Consider the following 20289-nt stretch of genomic DNA (forward strand, 5'->3'; position numbering starts at 1 on the left):
GTTGAAGGGTCACTTCAATATCCGGTCGGCAGGGCGCGTTACAAGGCGTAGGGTCCGCACAAGGTCCCGATGCCGCACGAGCCGACCGACTCGTGCACACTAGCGCCCCGCCCTCCCCGTCCTGGATTCCATGCGTCCGACCCGCGCTCTGGCCAGCCTGCTCGCCGCCTCCCTGGCCTCCGCCGCGTGGGCCGGGCCGTTGGCTGTGCCGCGCAGCGACAAGACGCTGGTGGAAATCGTGAATGCAACCATGGGCACGCTGCCGAACGCCGTGGATGCCCTGTCGCGCAAGCTGCCCGGCGGCCTGCACGCGACGGCGGACGCGCCGCCCCAGATCGTCCGCAGCCAGCCGTTCGTCACGCGCGACGGTTACCGGGTGAGTGCGTTCGAGGCCCGCGGATTCAACGAGGGCGGCGACGTGGCGATGGCCCGCTTCACCTCCATCCAGCTCGAACAGCGGCCGTGCTTTCCGCGCACGGACCTGGCGGAGGCCTTCCACGCCACCGCCTCGGAAACCACCCTGCCGACGGCGCCGTCCATGCTGCCCAACCGTTACACGGTGCTGCAGATGCCCTGGGGGCGTCTGTCGTTCGGCAGTTCGCAGGAAAGCGGCGGCTGCGTCATCGCCATCGTCGGCGATGCCACCGGGGGCGTATCCGGCGCGCGCATGCCGCTGCCGTTGCCCCAGCCCACCAGCGTGCCCGGCATGCCCGACCTGCGCCGCACGTGGCCGATGCCCGCGGATGCCTATTCCCGCGAAAGCACCGCGGCGGGTGCCGGAAACGACTGCGCCATGTGCTCGATGCCGTCCTCGGGCACCGCCGGCGAGAACAGGTAACCCTGCAGTTCGTCACAGCCGGCTTCGCAAAGGAACGCGCGCTGCTGCTCGGTCTCGACGCCCTCGGCCACCACACACAGGCCCAACGCAGCGCCCAGGTTGGACACGGCACGCACGATCGCCGCGGAATCCTCCGCCGTCGGTGCCATCTGCACGAACGAACGGTCGATCTTGACCTTGTCCACATCGAGGTCTTTCAGCAGGGTGAGGCTGGAATAGCCGGTTCCGAAGTCGTCCAGCGACACGCGCACGCCCACGCCACGCAACTGCCGGAGCAGACCGACCGCGAGGCCGTCGGCGTGGACGATCGCACTCTCGGTGATTTCCAGCTCCAGGCGCTGCGCCGGCAACCCTGATTCGCGCAACACGCGCAGCACCATCGCGGCGAAGTTGTCGTCGCGCAATTGCACCGCGCTGACGTTCACGGCCACGAACAGATCCGGCAGACGGGCCACGCGCGCGCAGGCAGTGCGCAGCATCCACTCGCCCAGGCGATCGATCAGTCCGGTTTCTTCCGCCACGGGGATGAACTGCACCGGCGGGATCTCGCCCAGCCGTGGATGCTGCCACCGCGCCAGCGCTTCCAGGCCGATCAGCTTGCCGTCGCTGGCACGAACCATCGGCTGGTAATGGCAACTCAGGCCCTCGCCGCTGACCAGGGCATCGTCCAGCAGCCGTTCCACATCGCGACGGTGTTCCAGCGCGGCGTCCAGTTCGTCGTTGTAGAGCACGTAGCGGTTGCGTCGCTTCTTCGCCTCGTAGAGCGCACTGTCCGCCTTGCGTGCCAGCTCGCCGGCGGCCACCGCGTCCCGGTCGATGGTGATCACACCCACCGACGTGCCGACGAACGTGGTGGTGGAGAGCACCCCGAAGGGCTTGCCGGCAAGGGCGAGGAACGTAGCGGCCAGGGCCGCGGCGTCGAAGCCGTCGCGTTCCTCCACCAGCACCGCGAATTCGTCGCCGCCGATCCGCGCCACCGTATCGCTCGCGTCCACCGCGTCGCGCAGGCGAACCGCGAACTGCATCAGCAATTCGTCGCCGGCCAGGTGTCCCCAGGTGTCGTTGACCTTCTTGAAGCCGTCCAGGTCCAGATAGAACAGAGCGGAACGCTCCCCGCCGGCGGCTGCCTTGGCGATGGCGGCCTCGATGCGGCTGAACAGCGCCGTGCGGTTGGACAACCCCGTCAGCGCGTCGTGGCAGGCCAGCCAGCGGACATAGGCCTCCGATTCACGCAGCTCGGTGATGTCGGTGATCGAGGCCAGCACATGCGGCTGGCCGTCCAGCTCGATGCAGGTCTTTCGGGTGATCAGGGTGCGCACGCGGCCCTGCGGATCGGACACCGACTCCTCCGATTCCACGACCTCGTGGCTGCGCAACACGGCTTCGTCCCCGGCGGCCATGCGCGCGGCCTGCTCCGGCGGGAACAGTTCGTCGTCGGTACGCCCGAGGACATCGTCCGGGCCGAGGCCGAAATACGCATAGCCCATCCGATTGACCAGCACCCAGCGGTGCCGGGCGTCGCGCACGAACATCGCCGTGGGCATCAGTTCCAGCACGGTCGACCAGCCCTGCAGATCGTATTCCACCCGTTCCCCCTTCCCAGAACACGTCCGACGACGTTGGAACGCCCCGTGTGACGCGCGTGTGTGCGAAAAGCTACGGGTAGGCCGCGCCGGTGGACGGTGCGACCGACGGGTTGCGGGTCAGGGGCCGCAGCGATTCGAATTTGCGCTGGTATTCGTCGGTAACCTGCTTGGCCTCGTCGCCGTTGGTGATCACCCGCGGCGTGATCAGCACGATCAGCTCCGTGCGGGCGCGGCTGCGATTGGTCGTTCCGAACAAACGGCCGAAAACGGGTATACGGTTGAGCCCGGGAATACCGGTGTCGGTGGTGGTGTCGTTCTGCTTGATCAGGCCGCCCAGCAACACCGTCTGCCCGCTCTGCACGGCCACCTGGGTGGCCACCTCGCGCTGCTGGATCGGGAAGTTGCCCGTGGCGGTATCCTTCTGGCCCGCCGCGCTCACCACCTGGTTCACGTTGAGATACACCAGGCCGCCGGGATTCACGCGCGGACGCACGTTGAGGATCACGCCGGTGTCCTTGTATTCCAGCTGGCCGATGGTGTTGTCCGAATTGGCGTTGGTGTTGATGTAGGTCTGCGTGATGGGAATCTGGTCGCCGACCTGGATATGCGCCTTCTGGTTGTTCAGCACCACCAGCGATGGCGCCGACAGCACCTTGGTATTGCCGTTCTGCTCCATCGCGTGCAGCGCGACCGAGATATGGTTGTTGACGAACGAATAGAAGAAGCTGTCGTTCGCCGAGTTGTACGTGGCGCCCCCATTGCCCAGCGCGTACTGGTGCTTGTTGCCCGGCTGCGTCGGCTGGCCGTTGGTGGTGCCGGTCAATCCTTCGAGGTACCACTGCACGCCGAACTGGAATTCGCCGGTGAGGCTGACCTCGAGGATGCGTGTCTCGATCTGCACCTGCAGCGGCACGGCGTCCAGGCGCTTGATCGCCTGTTCGATCTCGGCCCATTGCGCGGGACGGCAGCGCACCATGACCTGGTTGTTGCTGTCCACCGAGGTGATCCGCACGCCGTCGTCCGTGGTGGTGGCGGAATGGCTCTTGCCGGTGCCGCCGCTGTCGCCCGACGACGCGTCGCCTGCACCCGCGCTGCCCAGGCCACCGCTTGCGGTCGAGCCGGTCGCACCGGTGCTGCCCGCCGTGCCCGACGCCAGCCCGCCCGTGGTCGAACCGCCGCCGGTGCTGCCAAAGGCACCCGTGGTGCTGCCGAGACCCGAACCGCCGCGATTGCCCAGGTCGCTGTCGCCACCCAGCGTACCCGAGGTAAGGCCGGGGCCCACCTTGCCGCCGCGGTCGGTGGCGCCGCCTTTCGATCCGCTGCCGTAGATGTCGGAAAGATAATCGGCCATGTCCGAGGCCTGCACGTTGCGCACGTCGTAGACGTACAGCTGGGGCTCGTTGCCGCCGCCGTGATCGATGCGGTCGATCCAGCCGCGTACCTCGTCGAGGTACGCCGGCTGCGGGCTGATCACCACCAGCGAGTTGGTCCGCTCGATCGGGATGAAACGCAGCACGCCGGCCATCGGCGTGTTGCCCTTCTCGCCGAAGATCGCATCCAGCTGCGGCTGCAGGTCCTTCACCTGCGCACGCTGCAGGCTGAACACGCCCACCGACATGCCACGCAGCCAGTCCACGTCGAACGTGGCCACGGTGCGCTGGTAGTTATCCAGCTCTGAAGGCGTACCGGCCATGACGATGACGTTGCGCGTGGAATCGGCCAGCAGCGTGGCGTCCGGCCGCGCGAACGGCTTGATCAGCTTCTGCATCTCGGTGGCCGAGATGTAGTGCAACGGGAACAGCCGCGCCTGCAGGCCACCGGCCGGCGCGTTGGCGCCCAGGCTGGGCACGAGGTTTCCCGCCACGGCATCCTTCGCGGGCACCACCACGTAACGGCCGTTGCTGTGCACCAGCGAGTTATCCGTCCACGACAACAGCGTCTCCAGGATCGGCAACGCCTGCTCGGCCGTCACCGGCTGCGAGGTGGAGAAGGAAATGTTGCCCTGCACGCCCGGGGTGATCGAGTAGTTCTCGTGCAGCAAGTCGCCCAGGATGGCCTTGACCACCGCCTCCACCGGCTGGTTCTCGAAGTTGAAGGTGACCGTACCCGTGCCCGCGGCGACCGGCCGTGGCTTGGCCAGGCCCACCGGCCGGACGAACTGGCCCGTGCCGGTGGTGATCTGCGGCTGGGTGGTGGTCGGCGTGGAGGGATTGGTCGACGGCGCGATGCGCGGCCGCGGGGCGGGCAGTTCCGTACCGGCCATGGCTTCGCGCTGCAACGATCCATCGTCACGCGGTTGCGGCAGCGATTGGCATCCGGCAAGGGCAACCACGATGGCGGTGGAAAGGGCGGGAAACAACTTCATGAACACAGGCACCCGAACGGTTGGAGACCGAGAGATAGCACGATGACGTGACACGAGGCTACCGATCCCACACGCGATGTACTCCATGACGGCCGGGAAGCACGGTGTAGAGCGCCTGTCGCAAGAAACCGCGAAGCGTGGCTGCATGCATGACCGAGGTCTGTCCCGAAGCCGAAGCTGTCGTCGCTCGCAGGGCGCGGCGATGAGGCGTCACACGGAGCGGCATCTCCAGCATGGCCCCGCCGCGCGATGTCGCCAACGCTTTGCTCTCCATCCCAACTTGCCTCTGTCGTCGCAGAGGTGCTGGGTGGTTACGCTCTGAGCGAGTTCGGCCGCTTGCGGCCGCTGCCCGAGCGCAGAGTGTGACCACCCAGTACCTCCTCGCCGTGCCCTACGAGCGACGGGCTCCGGCTCCGGCTTCGGCTTCGAACTCGCGGCATTACCCGCCCATGCGCGAAGAACAAGAAAAAGGGGCCCGAAGGCCCCTCGTTCGTCACCGGACATCCCTGTCCGCACGCAGAACCTTAGTTGACCACGCAGCCGTTGATCTTGGCCTGGGTCATGTCGGCGTTGGTCAGGAACGCCAGGCCCGTGCCGGCGCCCGCACCGATGGTGACGGTGTTGTTGCGCACCGTGGTGTTGTACGGCGAGAAGAGCACGCCTTGCACCGCCGACAGGTCGGCGCCGTTGCCGCTCGAGTTGCCGAGCAGGTAAGACACGGCGAGGATCGGATAGCCGCTGGCCGGCTTGGCGTAGTTGGCCGGATCGACCAAGGCGACGCACTGCGTGGTGAGCGGCAGCGCGGCGATCGTCGGACGACCGTTGCTGTCGACCGCACCGATCGCCTTGTCGTAGGTCACGGCGACGGCGAGCGGGCCACCGAAGTTCGACGGATTGATGAAGGTGGATGGCGCGGCGTCGTTCGACACGCTGGCGAAGCGAACGTTGCTGGACACGGCGTTGGCCGCTTCCGCATAACCGATCGAACCTTCCGTGGCGGCCACCGCCGAGACGACGGCCGGGTTACCCGAGGCCGTGACCGACGCGGCATAAGACGGGATGTAGGCCGCGGCGGCGGTCGCATAGGACTGGTCGGTCTTGAACGCCGTCGCCGTGTTGTTGCCGCCGATCGAGGTGGCACCGCACTTGGCCGACAGGTGGTTCGAGAACGCGAACGACGTGCCGCTACCGTCCGCACGCGAAACGATCGTGATGTTGCCCGTGGTACCCGACGGGATACCGGCACCGGCGAGGCCGGCGTCGTTCCAGGTCTTGATCTGGCCGGAGAAGATCTTGCAGACCTGCGTTTCCGTGAGCTTCAGCGAGGTCACGCCCGTCTTCTTGAACGCCACCGCGATGGCGCCGGCGACGGCCGGGATCTGCACCGGCTGGCCGCTGCTGTGGCCCGAGGTGTAGGCGGTGTAGTCAGACGAAGACAGCGGCGAGTCCGAGCCGATGAAGTGCGGCTGGGCAAGGCCCGTCGCGCCGAAACCGGTCGGCACGGCGGTGGCCGAGCAGGCGGCGTTGACGTTGGCGACCGACGGGTCGTTGCCGGCCAGGATCTTCTTGCCGGTGCCGCTGCCGGTCTGGCAGTAGGTGGTCGGCTTGTTACCGGAGATCTGCGAGTAAGCCCAGAGCATGGAACCGTTGGCCGGGACGACCTGACGGGTCGACACGTCGAGGCCATAACCGACGGCCGGCAGCGTGGCGCCACCGCCACGGATGGTGGCGCTCTGCGCGACGGCAAGCGACGCAACGCTCATCAGAACAGCGCCCGCGATCAACTTCATGCGGGTGTTTCCCATCGAATTCGTGAAACGCATGGTGTATCCCCTTGCATAGAAGCCCCCCGATCGGGGGCGACGACAAAGGTGGCATCTTGCGGTGACGCGTTGATGGTGTTTCGGTGTCGCGTATTGTGATGTAACGATGACTTCGTTCACTCCACATAACGTGGCGATCACACCTCGTATTGAACGTACATATGCGTTGTCATCGCCCGCTGACGTTGTGCCTAAATAGCGCATGATTCTCCCGATATTGCCGCATCTGCAACCGTCTCACAGCTGTCGCAGCGCGCGTCGCTCATCCTCCGTCAGTCGCGCATCGCCTGCCGCCTGATGGCCCAGTACCTGGACCGGACTGCCCACGTCGTATCCGCGGGCAGGCGCGATGCTCGAGGTCGTATCGCCGTCGCGCAGCACCTGCACCGATATCTCGGAAGGCAGCTTGTCGCGCGTGTCGGCCTGCTGCTTCCTGACGACATCTTCCGCGGCCTGCGTCGCCGCGGTCGCCGCCGCACTCGCCGCATTGAGTGCACCGATGTTCACCGATGCCGTGACCGGAACACCCACCGACTCACCGGTGACCTGGATGTTGTCGGCGTTGGCGACACGCGCCGCGGCGATGACGAGGTTGCCTGCCACACGAATACCCGCATCACCCGCATCCACCGTACCGCGCGGCGCGATGAGATAAGCGTTGCCGGCCGGCGCACCTTCCACGGTCTGCAAGGTGGCGATGCCCGCGCCGGCGACCTGCCCGCGCGCATCGATACGACACCACGCATCGACGTCGCACACGTAGACCGGCGGCGGCACCTCCGCCGTGGTCTTGGCGCCCAGGCCGGCGTTGATGTCCCCGTTCGAGCTCCAGATCGTGACGTTGCCGCCGCGCTCGGTGAATATGCGGCTCTGGGCCAGCAGCACGCTCTTGTCGGTGAACAGGTTGACGCTGCCCGTCTCGAGGGTGAGCACACCCATGGTGTTCGGTCCCGCGAGCACCCGACCGTTGATGTCGACGATTTGCGATGGCGCTCCCGTGCTGCCGATGAGTGCCTGGCCGCCGGGACCGAGGATGGTCACGTCACCGCCCTGCTGCGTCTGGATCGTGGAGCTGCGCACGTCCAGGTTGCCGGTGTCCACCGGCTTCGTCGCCCCGTTGAGGCCACCCTGGCCGGTACCGTTGGCGGTATAGCCGTCACTGGCGGGGAACATGGCCTCCACGGCGGCATAGCCACGGGCGTACTGACTGAAGTACTTGCTTTCCGGGCTGTTGTAGTCGGCGCCGACCTGTGCCAACAGCTTGAACAGCGCTTTCTGCGCGAACAGCCGCTGCACATCGTCCGGCTGCCGGGCGAACAGTGACCGCGCCTGCGCCGCCGTCAACGTCACCGCGACCTCGTCGCCCACGTGGCCCGTGTCCGTTACCGTACCCGCGAGCCGCCGCTGCATGAAATCGACGAGGTCGGGCACGAGGCTCGGCAGGCCGTCGGCGCCATCGAGGTAATGGGCCAGGAAGCCCGCCGTGTCCATGCCCGGACCGACGCCGAAGTTCACCAGGATCTCGGCGCTTTCGTGCGGCAGGTAGGGGTTGTACAGATTGCCCACGGCCTGGATGCCCGTCGGCTTGCTCACCTGACCGACCTGCGTCTCCGCCGCCACGTCGGTCTGGCTGGTGAATGGCCCGATGTCGCGACCGGCATCGACGAGGAACGCGCCCGGTCCTCCCAGCAGCAGCGAGGGCGCGAGATGATAGGCATTCGGAATGGGCCCGTAGAAGCTCACGTTGGCGAGATAGGGCGTGTCGTAGATGTCACGTCCGGCCCGCACACGCGTGATGTCGGGGCGGCGGGTGTGTTGCCCCACCAGCGACAGGTTCACGATATCCCTGCCCGCCTGGATGAAGGCCTGCTTGGCCGGGTAGATGACCAGCGACAGGTAGTTGAAGCCGTTGGGCGCGTCCAGGCCGTCGGTGATGTCACCACCCAGCGCATAGATCCGGACGGGTTGCACGTCGTCGCGATGCAGGCCGTCCGCATCGTGGTAAATCGCATTCTGCGCGGTGCGATCGTCGAAACCCAGGTAGATCGACTGGTTGGGCACCGGCGCGAGCGGGTTGGGCATGCCTGCCGGATCGCTGTCGATCAGGCCGAAGCCCGTGCCCAGCGAATCCAGGATCGTCTGCCGCGAGAACGCGATCCCGTCGCTGGCCAGCAGCGACAGGTTGCCGGACGCCGATGGGAACAGTTCCCCGTTGACCCGGATGTCGATATCGCCACCGAAGGCGTTCATGGCCAGGGAGGCCGGCAGGATGGGGCCAGCCACGCCGCCGGCACCGAAGACCAGCCCCGGTGCCGACAGGCTGCCGAAGACCAGGTCGCCGGCCAGGGCACTCACCGTGAGCGCCGACCGCGCCGAGTACGACTGGGCATCGGGGTGCGTCGCAGGCAACAGGGCCGTGAACACGCCGGTCGAGTTGTAGTACGACGGGTTGTACACGCCACCCAGGTCGACGCCTTGCCGGCCGCTTACGGTAGCCACCGTGTCCTGCATGCCGATCAGCGTCGACACGGGTGTGATGGTGTCGCCCAGCCCGGTGACGTTGCCGACGTTGACGGCCGACAACGCTTCCGAGGCGCCGATGCGACCGTCCGCGCGGATGTCCGCCTTGCCGCGCGCCACGAAATAGGCGCCGCTGAGGATATCGCCGCCCGCATGCACGGCGAGGTCGCCCCCGCCCACCGTCGTGATCGCATCGCGGGCATCGTTGGCGTACCACGTGGTGGGAAGCGATACGGACAACTCGCCGATGGTTCCGCCCGCCTGTACATCCACGTTGCCGCCCAGGCTCATGACGCCCTGGCGAAAGTTGGAGAAGTCGATCGACGAGCGACTGCCATCGGCGGCGTTGCCCACCTGCATCCATTGCCACCAGTACTGCGAGATGGACGCCCCCGCCGTACCCTTGGTGAGGCTGCCATCGGTGTCGCTCACCGACTGGATGCCCTGGATATTGCCGGCGGCATGCAACGAGAGGTCGCCGGCGCGATCGGGATTCACCAGTCCGTTGACGACCATGTTCGGCTGCGTGTCCGCCGCTCCCGGCGCACGCTCGGATGGCCGCAGCACGCTGACGTCGGTACCGGCGGTGGTTCCTTCCGCCGGTTCACCCGCCGTGTAGATCGTCGCCGGTGCCGCGGTGTCCAGCCACGCGATATCGCCGGCCGAAGCGACGTCGATCGAACCGGTGCCGGTGCGTATCGTGGTGGGCATCAGCCAGGTCTTGCCGGCGTACGGACTGCGAGGCGTCACGACGGTGGCATCCGTGACCGTGTCCTGCACGGCGAAGTGACCGGCCAGGCGCACGTCGCCAGTACCCGTGGCCAACGTCGCCAGCGGATCGGTGGCACCGGTGTCCGCCCCGGCGATGAGACGGTACGACGCGCTGGAACCACCCAGCAGGGTCGCCGACGCGAACGACGCGGGGTTACCCAGCGACGGCATGTTCGAAGGCGAATTGTTCGGAGCCGGCGGCGGCACGACGACGGGCGTCGTACTGCCACCACCACCACTGCCGCCACCACCACCATCGCCCGGCCCGGTGGCGACCGCGTCGGACTTCGGCGCAAAGGGGGCATAGAACAGCTGGCTGCCGGAGAGCCGGTTGCCGACGCGCCCGTTCACGTAGCGGAAGTAGGTGTCGTGACCGCCGATATAGGTGGTGTAGTTCGTCGACCAGGTCGCATAGTCGCCATCCACCGGCAGCAGGATCGGCGATGGGGTGACGCCGCGGTTGTCGACGTCGAAATGGCCTTCCAGCCAGGTCTCGTAGTCGGTCGCATAGTCGGCATAGTTCGCATACGAACCCGGCTGCGGCGCCGCCAGGGTGGTCGGGTTGTAGACCAGGAAACCGACCACGTTGTTCGCGCGGGTAAATGCTGCCGCCCAGGCCGGGTTGTCCCCGTCGCCCATCTCGGTCAGGTACTGCTGGTAGTTCGCATAGTAGGCGTCGGTCTGCGTCTTCAACGGTGCCTGCAAGGGCTGGTAGTACGGGTCCTTGCTGATATCGGCGGTACCGCCGCCGGGCGTCATCGCGTTATCGGGGTCCCCGTCGCGCAGGTTGATGCTGCCGTTCCAGATGCCGTTCTGGTCGAAGTAGCTCTGGATCGTCTGGTAGGACGCGACGGACTGGTCATACGCCGGGCTCGTCCCCGAGCCCGGATTCGCCCCCGACCCCGAGCCCGAACCCGAGCCACCGCCGGCGCCGTCGGACTTCGGCGCGAAGGGCGCATAGAACAGCTGGCTACCGCTGAGCCGGTTGCCGACGCGCCCGTTCACGTAGCGGAAATACGTATCGTGCCCGCCGATATAGGCGGTGTAGTTTTGCGACCAGGCCGCGTACTCGCCATCCACCGGCAACAGGATCGGCGACGGGGTGACGCCACGGTTGTCGACGTCGAAATGGCCTTCCAGCCAGCTCTCGTAGTCGGTCGCGTAGTCGGCATAGTTCGTATACGAACCCGGCTGCGGCGCCGCCAGCGTGGTCGGGTTGTAGACCAGGAAGCCGACCACGTTGTTCGCGCGTGAGAACGCCGCCGCCCAGGCCGGGTTGTCGCCGTCGCCGTACTCGACAAGGTACTGCCGGTAATTCGTGTAGTAAGCCGTGCTCTGGCCCTGGAGCGGCGCCTGCAACGGCTGGTAGTACGGGTCCTTGCTGATATCGGCGGTGCCACCGCCGGGCGTCATCGCGTTATCGGGGTCGCCGTCGCGCAGGTTGATGCTGCCGTTCCACAGGTTGCCGTTGTCGACGAGGTACTGGTCGGCGGCCTGGTACGCGGCCACGGAATCGGTATAGCCATTGTCCGGAGGCGTACCCGGATCGGTCGGATCGGTAGGGTTCGTCGGGTCCGTGGGGTTGGTGGGGTCCGTCGGGTTGGTCGGCGACGTGGCCTTGCCCGGGTTGTTGAAGGCAGCACCGTCGTTCTGCTGGTAGAAACCATCCGTGATGCTGGCCTTGAGGTCGAGATGGCCGGCCGCGCGCACCGTCAGGATCGGCGCCTCGCTGCCGTAACGATAGGCGAGCTGGATCCTGCCGTCGCTACCGGTGACGCCCGCGCCCAGGTTCCAGTTGGTGAGCACGGCGATGTCGCCCTGCGACGGGCCGTCGGAAGGATTGCGCAGCTCGATGCCCGGTCGCACGTTCACGTTCCGGATGTCCGCGAAGCGCGAGCCGAAGCTGAAGCCCGGCTGCTGCACGAAGCCCATCAGCGTGCCCGGGCCGTTCGCGATGTCGCCACCCAGGTAACCGTAGAAACCGGCATGGTCGGCGTTCACGGCATCCGGGAAGAAGAAGTACTTCGACAGGTAGGTCGCGATCTGGTCGTCGCCGACCGGCGCGGCCAGGACCTTGCCGGATGCATCGGTCCACTTGCCCGCCACCATCGTGGCGCCGCCATTCGCGTACCAGCCGGCGGGATCGACGATGCCGTCGAAATGCTGCGCGCCCGTGGAGGTGTCCTTCGTGCTCCACACGGCATAGGGCTCGAGGGTGACGTCGCGCGCGCCCTTGATCGCCGAAGCGGCGTCGACGGTGATCGGCACGTCGCCGTCGGCAAGCAGCGGCGCGCGCATGCTGACGCGACCGCCGGAGAACGCATCGCCGGAACCGCCGGAGACGTCGATGCCCGCATTCGCGCCGATATGGATGTAACCGGCATCCTGGCGGTCCACCTGCTCGTAGCCGCGGGTCGGGTCCAGCTGGCCGTTGGGCGTGCCCGTGGTGCCCAGCACCACGTCGCCACCGCGCTGGGCGGGAATGGACGTGTGCGCATCCAGCTGGCCTTCGATATCCACGCCCTGGCGGCCGCACACCTCGATACGGCTGCCTGCCGGGGCACTCGCGTCGATGCGACCGTCCACGCGCGCCGTGCCGCCGTTGGCGTACAGGTACACCTTCTGCGCCGTCAACGCATGGCCGGCAGACAGCGTGAGGTCGCCCTGCCCGCTGCTGATGTCGACGAGGCCTGTCGCACCTGCCGAGGCGGCGAGTGCCGAGAGGGCATCCAGGTCCAGCGTGCCACCCGAGCCGACCGTGAAGTAACCGCCACGGTTACCGGCGAGCGCATGGCCGTCGTAGCTGCCACCGAGCAGGAGATTGCCACCGGCCACCGCATGGAACGTACCGGCATCGCCGCCCTGGGTCGTGCCCGCGAAACGCATCGCCGCGCCGTCGCCGATGACGATGTTCCCCTTGCCGGCGTCGAGCGTGACATTGCCGCCGGCGGAATACGCGGCGGTGTCGAAGAAGGTGCGGACCGCGCCGGAGGCGTCGAGCACCGTGCCGGGGGCAACCGTCAGGTCGCCGTCCGTCGCACGCAGCCGCAGCGTTCCCGAGGTAGCAGTGAGGTTCATGGCATCGTCGAGGGACGCCGCCTGCAGGGTCAGTGAACCGCCGAGCCCGTCGCGGGTCAGGGCGCTACCGGCTGCGCCACGCAGCGACATCGTTCCGGTCGTGCCGAGCGTCGTCGCGCCACCGCCGTCGGCGACGAATACCGGCGCGCCGAGCACCACGGCGGCGGCGCCGAAGTCGACCCCGCCCTGCCCCTGGGCGACAAAGCCTTGCGCGGCGGTGGCGTTGAAGGCATCGAATCCATGCAGGGCGAGCGTGCCGGCACCGAAATCCACCTCGCTGGCCTGGGCGTCGAACGTGCCGGACCCTGCCAGCGCCGCACCCGCGGCGGCGCCGAGAACGTTGGCGAATGTCAGCGTGCCCGCGCGCAGGCGCACGTCGCTGCCGTCGCCGACCAGCGCACCCGCACTGAGTGTCAGCGCCCGATCGAACGCGATATCGAGCGGACCGACGAAGTCGATCTCGCCACGGCTTCGCAGCACTACGCTGTCCGCGCCACGCAGCTGCGCGACGGTTCGCGAGCCGATGGAAAGGCCGTCATCCGCGCCGACCGCACCGTCCGCCACGAAGCTCACGCGGTTGGCGGTGGCATCGATCGCCTTGCCCGACAGCGAGGCGCTGTCGTCCACGCGCATGTGGCCGGTGGCGTCCAAGGTCAATGCGTTGCCGCCGTCCACACTGGCGCCGGCGCCGATGGTGAGGCGCCCCTGCGCCGTCCCGTCGACGGGCAGGCCCAGGCGGGTCACCGACGACGCGCCGTTCTGCGACACACGCAGCAGTGAGCCCTCGCCGCTGATCGCAGCGACCGGCGCACCGCTGGCGTCGATCGCTGCGTTCCGACCGAACACCAGGGCGTTGTTGCCACCCGTGTTCGCGTCGCCACGCCCCTGGATGACGCTGCCATCGTCGAGCACCACGCCTTCGCCATCCGCCGAACCCGCGGCCACCAGGAGGATTTCCTGGCCCGACAGCGGATGCGCCGCATCGTTCGACAGCAGGACGCTGCTCGCCTTCACGTCCACATGGTCGCCGTCGGCCGCCGCGCTGCGGGTGCCGCCGATGAGCAGGCTTCCCGCACCCAGGGTGGTCAGGCCGTCGGCGGCGATGCCGAGGTAGCCGTCGCGTGCCACATCGCCGGCGCCGAGGATCTGGATGGCCTGCCCCGCGATGTCCACCTGCGAGGTACGCCCGCCCTTGCCCGGCGTGGTGGCCAGCGTGGCACCCAGGTCCAGCCGCTGGCCCGCGTCGATCATCAGGCGGCCGGCGTCCATCGGACGCTGCGCGGCGACCTGGCCCTTCTTGCTCGCCAGGCTGGTGAAGAAGGTATCCGCCTCGGTGAAGCGGTACTGCGAATACTGCTGCCACACCGGTGCCGACTGCACGAGGAAGCGGGTGTTGCGCGCATCGCGCGCACCACTGAGGGCATCGCCGAAGTAACCGGACACGGCATAGGTGCCGTCGGCCATGCGCGAGGAACGGCCCAGCACGCTGTCCTGCGCCGTGGTGTCCTGCACGATGCGGTAGGCGCCGCTGAGCTGCGCGTACTGCGCAGGCAACAAGGTATACATTCCTGCGGGCAAGCCAGGCATGCCGGAAAGGTAGACGGACTGTCCCACGCGGGGCTGCGTACCGCCCGCACTGGAGAAAGCGCTGTCCTGCGCCGCGACCGGGCCGGTGAACCCGGGGAGGATCGCGTACACGGCCGCGCCTGTGCCCGTTGCTGACGACGCGAGCACATCGCGCGTGCCACCCACGCCGGCGACGAACTCGGCCGCCTGCAGCTGGCCACCGCCGGCAAGATCGATCGATGCACCGCTGTCCAGCGCCAGCGCGGTTCCGTGCAGTTCCACCTGCTTCGACGGCGGTGCCGTCAGCGCGGCCGAGGACACGTTGGCCGCACCGTTATAGCGCCAGTCCACGCCGTCGACGGTGCTGCCGTAGGGCACGGTCGCGCCACCCAGCGACACCGAGGTGAGGCTTCCCGGAGCGAGGTGCACCGAGGTCGTGGCCACGAGCGGCGCGTAGGCGGCGCCCAGGCCGAAGGCGGACGCGGCGGCCTGCGGATCGCTCACGCCGAGAATCAACGAGCCCGCCGGCGCGCGCAGCGTGCCCTGCTGCTCGATGTGATCCGCGCTGACCAGCAGCGCGCCGCCCGCGGACAAGGGTGCGGACGACGGTCCGCCGGGAAGGAAGGTGACCGTGGTTTCGCGGGCGTTGCCCTGCGCATCGGCGATCCCCGAGGCGTTCGTGTCGATGACGAACCGGTAGTCGGTGGCGGGATAGACCTGCGCGGCGCGGAAGGTGAGATCACCGGTGCTGAAGAGCATGCCCGGCACACGCGCACCCGCCGTGTCGTAGGCAAGCTGCGCGTCCTGGGCGAAGCGGAGATCGCCCGTGGCGTTGAACGACGCACCGCTCCAGCCCTGCAGGTTGAGGGCGCCGCCAAGGTCGATCGCGTTCGCCTGCACGAGCAGGGTGCCGTCGCCGGCCTCCGCTGCCGTCACGCTGGGTGCGCCGCCCGCCAGGTGAACGTAGGGCGCGCGGAGATGGACCTGGCCGTTACCGCTGCGGAATCCGTTCACCGGCTCCGTGCCGGTCGCGTCGTTGCCGACGGCCCGATAGGCCAGCGCATACGCCGAGAACGACCGCGCGAGATCGAGATCGACGTCGCCGGCGAAGGTCACCGGTACGATCGTGTTCGCGACGCCGCCCGCAGGGTCGGCACCCAGCGACAGGCTCGCGATGCCCGATCCCTGCAGACGGTCCACCCCGAAGGCGAGCACGCCCTGGGCGGAGGCACCGGTATCGGTGACGGAGGAGGCGTAGCCCGGCGCGTCTTCCACCCGGGCGCGAACGAGCATCGTGACGGGCGCCCACGCGTCGCCGCCCACCTCATCGCGCGGCACGATGGCCAGTGAACCGCCCTCGCCACGCGTGTCGCCGGCATGCGCGCTCAGTGCAGCGCCCAGGTACAGGCCCGAGACGGCGCCGATCGTGATAGTGCCGGCGTCGCTCCATACCGCGGTGGGGACGTCGTCCACCGTCGTGCCGTTGAGTCGACGCGTGCCCGTCGGCAGGTCGTAGGTGTCGCTGGCGCCGGAGACATCGATGACCGACCCGTTCACCGCGACCACGTAGCCCGTATAGGGCGAGTCGAGCGTGACACGGCCACCGTCGAGCACCGTGCCGGTACGTGGCGTGGCGCGCACCGACGCACCTGCGCCCGCGCCCGTCAGCGTCGCCGGCGTGGCCTGGGTGTCGATCAGCGAGACGCCGCTGGCGTCCAGTACACCCGTGGCACCCAGCCAGACCCGCGAAGGCTGCACCTGCACCGTGTTGCCGGCCTTGCTGTTCGTCAGCGAGATGTTGCCGCCTGGCGCGCGCAACGTGCCGTCGACGACCACCGCACCCGGGGAAGCGAGCGCGATCGTGCCGCCGGCGTCCACCACCACCTGCGCACCCGCGCCGATGTCCGCCGATCCGCTGACGCCGGCATAGACCGGCGCGGCCGACTGCCCGCCCGCGGAACCGCGCGAGGGCCATCCGAGGTAATCGCCGGCGACAAGGCTGAAGCCCGGCCCCTGGCCGGTTCCGGTGCCACGGGTGGCCCAGCGCTGGTACGGATCGAGGTAACCGATGACCGACGCACCGTTGGACGCATCGATATCCGTGCCGCTGCCAAGGAAGCGCAAGGCATCCAGGTCGGCGACGCGATTGGCCCGCCGCACCTGGACCTGCGTGCCGGGCGCCACCGTCGCATCGGTGACCGCGTGCAGCACGTAGTTGTCGAAGCCCTGCCCCTCGAAGAACGACGGCGCGAGGTAAAGCCCGTTCGGCTGGGTCATGGTGGCGGGATCGCCGCCCACCTGGACCTGCGCCGCGTGCAGGGAAAGCGTGCCGCCACCGGCGAATCCGTACGCGTCGATCGCGCCATCCATGACGAGGTAGCCGCTGTCCAGCGCCGTGGGCGGCTTCTGGTCGCCGAACGCCAGGGTGGACGGCACGTCGTAAAGCAGCAGCGACACGTTGCCGCCACGACCCAGGGGAACCCCGTTCGCGGTCGCCACGCGACCATCGACGCCCACGTAACCCCCGCTGGAGACATCGATCGTGCTGCCGCGGGCCAAGCGGATGGAGCCGGTCTGGTCGACCTGCGCCTCGACATCGCCCTGGTAGCTCTGGCGGGTGGCGAGGGTGATGTTTCCGCCATCGACGAAGTGGCTTCCTGCCACGTCCGTGCCTGCGCGATTCGTATCGTTCACCCACAGGCCGCGCGTGCTGAGCAGCGCGCCGTCGGTCAGGGTGATGTCCGGCGCGGGATTCGCATGGTCGGCGAACTGCGCCAGCGTCTGCGTCGTTAGCGTTATGGCGCCGGACGGCGCGACGACGCTGCCATGGATGTCGATGCGGCCAGCGGCCATCGATACGCTGCCGCCGGGTGACACGGTGACCTGGGTGCCTGCCGTCTCTTCGATCGCACCGTCGCGGTTGTTGATGGTGAGCGCGGAAAAACCGCCCTTGCCCAGCGTGTCCGCGGAAAGGAGCAACCATGTCTGGCCGTCGTCCGACGGCGCCTGCACATCGGCAAGGTCGTCGCCGCCGTTGAAGCCCGGCATCAGCGATTCCAGCGTCTGCGAGGACTGCTGCAGGCGTACGCCGGGAATGACCTGGCGCGGCGCGATGGACACCGGCGTGGTATCGAAAACGAAGGTGCCGCCGTCCGGCGGCGTCCCGTTGGCGGCCTGCCGCGCGCCGACCGTGGCCTGCGCCGTCATCTCGCCGTCCAGGGCCAGCCCGCTGCGCGCATGCACCACCAGATCGCCCGCGTCGCTGCCGGAGACGAAACCCTCGGCCCAGCGACGCGAGCCGCCCAGCAGCGGCGAGTTGTAGGTTTGCGACACGCCCCAGCGGGCGTGCGTCGCGGTGTACTGCCCGGCGAAGCCGATGTACGCCACGTCCGGGTCGGCGGAGGAAATGTCGTAGATGCGGCCGTCGGCGCCCAGCAGGTTCGGCGTGGTGATCCAGCCCGCCTGGTAGGCGAGATAGCCCCCGTCGAGACGGAGGCTGGAACCCGAGCGGGTGATCACCTCGTTGCCATCCAGCGTGATCGACCCGCCCCGGGTGAGCATCTGCGAAATATCGCGGGGCACGTTCTCCACGTAGCCCTTCACGTTCAAAATGGGGCTGCCGATCCAGTCGAGGCCGTCCGCACGCGTGCCGGACTGGCTGCTGTCGATCAGCACGTTCTTCTGCGTGTACAGGAAACCGTTGCGCAGCAGCGGGGAGTCGGCCAGTTCGTTCTGGCCGATGCGCGGCACGTTCACCAGCAGTGCGGACATCGGCAGATCGACATCGGCCAGGCCCGACACGTCGATCGTCGCGTTCGCATCCACGTAGACGCGGCCCGCGTTCGCCACCACCCCTTCGCCGGTGAGTGAGCTGTCACGGATCGCGGTGAGCGCCACCGTCGAGCCCGGCGCCTCGATGAGCGCCCCGGAAGCGAGGCTCACGTTGCCGCCCACCACCGTGACCTTGCCGGGCGTGAACACCTTGTCGGCGGCGGCGGTCGAGGAGGTCGTGGCGCCGTCCTTCTCCGGCAGGATGGTCGTGACCGACTGGGCACCGAAGGTCACCGGACCCGAGCGGCTGCCCCGTCCCGACTGACCGGTGATGTTGATCGTTCCGGGTGCGGCGATACTGGTCGAGGCCATGACGACCCCGTCCTGCGCCACCCCGTAACCGGTGAGGTCGATTTCACCGCGACGCGCCTGCACCAGGCCGCGATTGATGACCGTGCCGCGCCCTTCCGTATAGGCGCCGCTGGATGTCTCGGACAACAGGACGCGACCCGAGGTACCCGCCAGCGACGCATCGAACACCGTGCCCGCGGCGAGGATCGCCTGCCCATCGTCCGCGACCACCGCGCCTTCGTTGACGACGTTCGGCGCGGCGACGATCGCGAAACCCTGCGCGCCGGTGGTGATGCCGGCGCCCTTCCCGATCGTGACGTCGTGCCCCGCGCCCGGGGCGAAGGCGGACTGCAACACACTCATTTGCGGGCCGCCCGAGGCGGTCGAGGCGAAGCCTTCCGCGAGGAACCGTGCGTTGCTGGTAGCCCGGTCGGGACTGTAGATATCCAGCGAGCTGGCGATCAGCGAATGCACGTTCACCTGCGAGCCGCTACCGAAGATCATGCCGTTGCGGTTGAGCAGGTACACCGTGCCTTCGGCCTTGATCTGGCCGAGGATCGTGCTGGGTTTCGCGGTGGGATCGGTGATGCGGTTGAGCGCCACCCAGTCGTTCCCGCCCGAGGTGAGGTTGCCTGCGCTCTGGTTGAAATACAGCGTGGTGTCGTGGCCGACATTGAAGCTGTCCCAGGTCAGGATCGCCTTCTTCGCCGTCTGCTTCACTTCCACCGTATGCCTGGCGTTGGCTGCCACCGTGTCGGTGGGCTGGCGCGCGTTCTGCCACAGCGTGGGATCGGCGGCGAGGCCGGCCGCCGGCTTCAGGCCACCCTCGGTCAGGCCGTCGGGCACGCCGGACACACGCGGTGCGGTGGCCGCGGCGGTGGCCTGCTGCTGCATCTGCGTGGCAAGGGCCGCTGCGGCATGGTCGAGGTTCTGGATCGACTGCTGCACACGTTGCTGCTGCAGCGCGTTACCCGGGGTGAGGCTGGCAGGCCTGCCATCGGCGCGTGGCACGGCATCGGACGATGAGGGCGTCGCACCCGGCTGCCTGGCCGCCAGCCACGCCGCGCTGAACGGCGGGGGCGTGGTCGCCGCATGGGCGACACCACCGCCGAACAGCGCCAGGGCGATCAGCCGGCACATCGCCTTGCGACGGAACGGCGGTCGCGACGCGGACGGAAGCGGGCGGAGGGTGGCGGCAGGCGTCCGGATATGCGCGCTCATGAGAAATCACCAGTCATCGTTGCCACTTCATCGTTGAGTTCGGGCAGCGCGGCGAGCTCCCTGAGCTCCTCCCCGCTGAATTCGCGCAGTACGGCGCGGATTGCCAGGCGGCGACCGTCATGCAGCCAGGCGTTGAGCACGCTGGCGATCGCGCGCATGGTCGACAGCGCGGTTTCCTCCAGCGATGGCTTGCGGTGGCGCAGGTGCTCGACCACGGCATATCGCACGCGTGCGCCCAGGAAGGCGGACGACTCGTCCAGCAATCGCTGCAACCCGTCGAGCGAACAGCGCGCCAGCAAGACATCGGCGGCCTTGGCCTGTCCGGCCGAGTAAAGCTGACGCAGCATCTCGGCCAGGGCGTAAGGACAGCTCATGTCGCGGCTCCCCGCATCGGTCCGG

General features: G+C 68.2%; 6 protein-coding genes. 1 reads left to right on the forward strand and 5 read right to left on the reverse strand.

Features of this window, described 5'->3' with window-relative positions; translation table 11 throughout:
• Positions 1–130: 130 nt before the first annotated feature.
• A complete protein-coding gene (locus tag FA89_RS15775; RefSeq protein ID WP_036142011.1) occupies positions 131–838 on the forward strand; it encodes a hypothetical protein in 708 nt (235 codons plus the stop codon).
• Here the strand turns inward: FA89_RS15775 and FA89_RS15780 are convergent.
• The 5 genes from FA89_RS15780 to FA89_RS15800 all read right to left on the reverse strand — a co-directional run bounded on the left by FA89_RS15780 (position 748) and on the right by FA89_RS15800 (position 20264).
• On the reverse strand, positions 748–2424 hold the full coding sequence (locus FA89_RS15780) for a putative bifunctional diguanylate cyclase/phosphodiesterase (protein WP_051938865.1): 1677 nt from the start codon (positions 2422–2424) through the stop codon (positions 748–750). The genes FA89_RS15775 and FA89_RS15780 overlap by 91 nt on opposite strands.
• A gap of 70 nt (positions 2425–2494) precedes the next feature.
• On the reverse strand, positions 2495–4789 hold the full coding sequence (gspD, locus tag FA89_RS15785) for a type II secretion system secretin GspD (RefSeq protein WP_036142013.1): 2295 nt from the start codon (positions 4787–4789) through the stop codon (positions 2495–2497).
• A gap of 524 nt (positions 4790–5313) precedes the next feature.
• A complete protein-coding gene (locus FA89_RS15790; protein WP_185754412.1) occupies positions 5314–6579 on the reverse strand; it encodes a substrate-binding domain-containing protein in 1266 nt (421 codons plus the stop codon).
• A gap of 270 nt (positions 6580–6849) precedes the next feature.
• Positions 6850–19890 carry a filamentous haemagglutinin family protein gene (locus FA89_RS15795; RefSeq protein WP_036142019.1) on the reverse strand — a complete coding sequence of 4347 codons (13041 nt, stop codon included), beginning with the start codon at positions 19888–19890 and terminating at the stop codon, positions 6850–6852.
• Positions 19887–20264 carry a hypothetical protein gene (locus FA89_RS15800; protein ID WP_185754413.1) on the reverse strand — a complete coding sequence of 126 codons (378 nt, stop codon included), beginning with the start codon at positions 20262–20264 and terminating at the stop codon, positions 19887–19889. Before FA89_RS15800 ends, FA89_RS15795 begins: the two co-directional genes overlap by 4 nt.
• Positions 20265–20289 lie beyond the last annotated feature (25 nt).

The organism is Luteibacter sp. 9135 (genome assembly GCF_000745005.1).
GTDB lineage: Bacteria > Pseudomonadota > Gammaproteobacteria > Xanthomonadales > Rhodanobacteraceae > Luteibacter.